Annotated in this window: 1 protein-coding gene; it reads left to right on the top strand. The window is 27.3% G+C overall.

The window, feature by feature from the left end; genetic code table 11:
- Nucleotides 1-88 precede the first annotated feature (88 nt).
- Nucleotides 89-271: hypothetical protein (locus V7266_RS30655; RefSeq protein WP_335473051.1), on the top strand; the 183-nt coding region annotated here is incomplete at its 3' end.

The following is a 271-nucleotide window of genomic DNA, read 5'->3' on the forward strand; positions in this document are numbered from 1 at the left end:
TTTTTGAATTATTTGTCGATAACTTCTAAATTTATCCAAGGAGTATCGTGGTAAAATTGTCCTATATACAATAGGGGGAGTAAGTTTTATGAAATATATTAGATTAATTCTTGTCATGATTATTGTAGGATCATTAGTAGCTTGCTCGAAAAATATCAAAGAGGTAACATACGACTCTAAAATTAATGATAAAGTTAGTGAGTCAGATAATTTAACAAAAAATGAAAAGAAATTATTTGGTTCTGCCATTACATACGCAAAAGAACATAAT

Source organism: Neobacillus drentensis (assembly GCF_036965645.1).
GTDB classification, from domain to species: Bacteria; Bacillota; Bacilli; order Bacillales; family Cytobacillaceae; genus Neobacillus; species Neobacillus drentensis_D.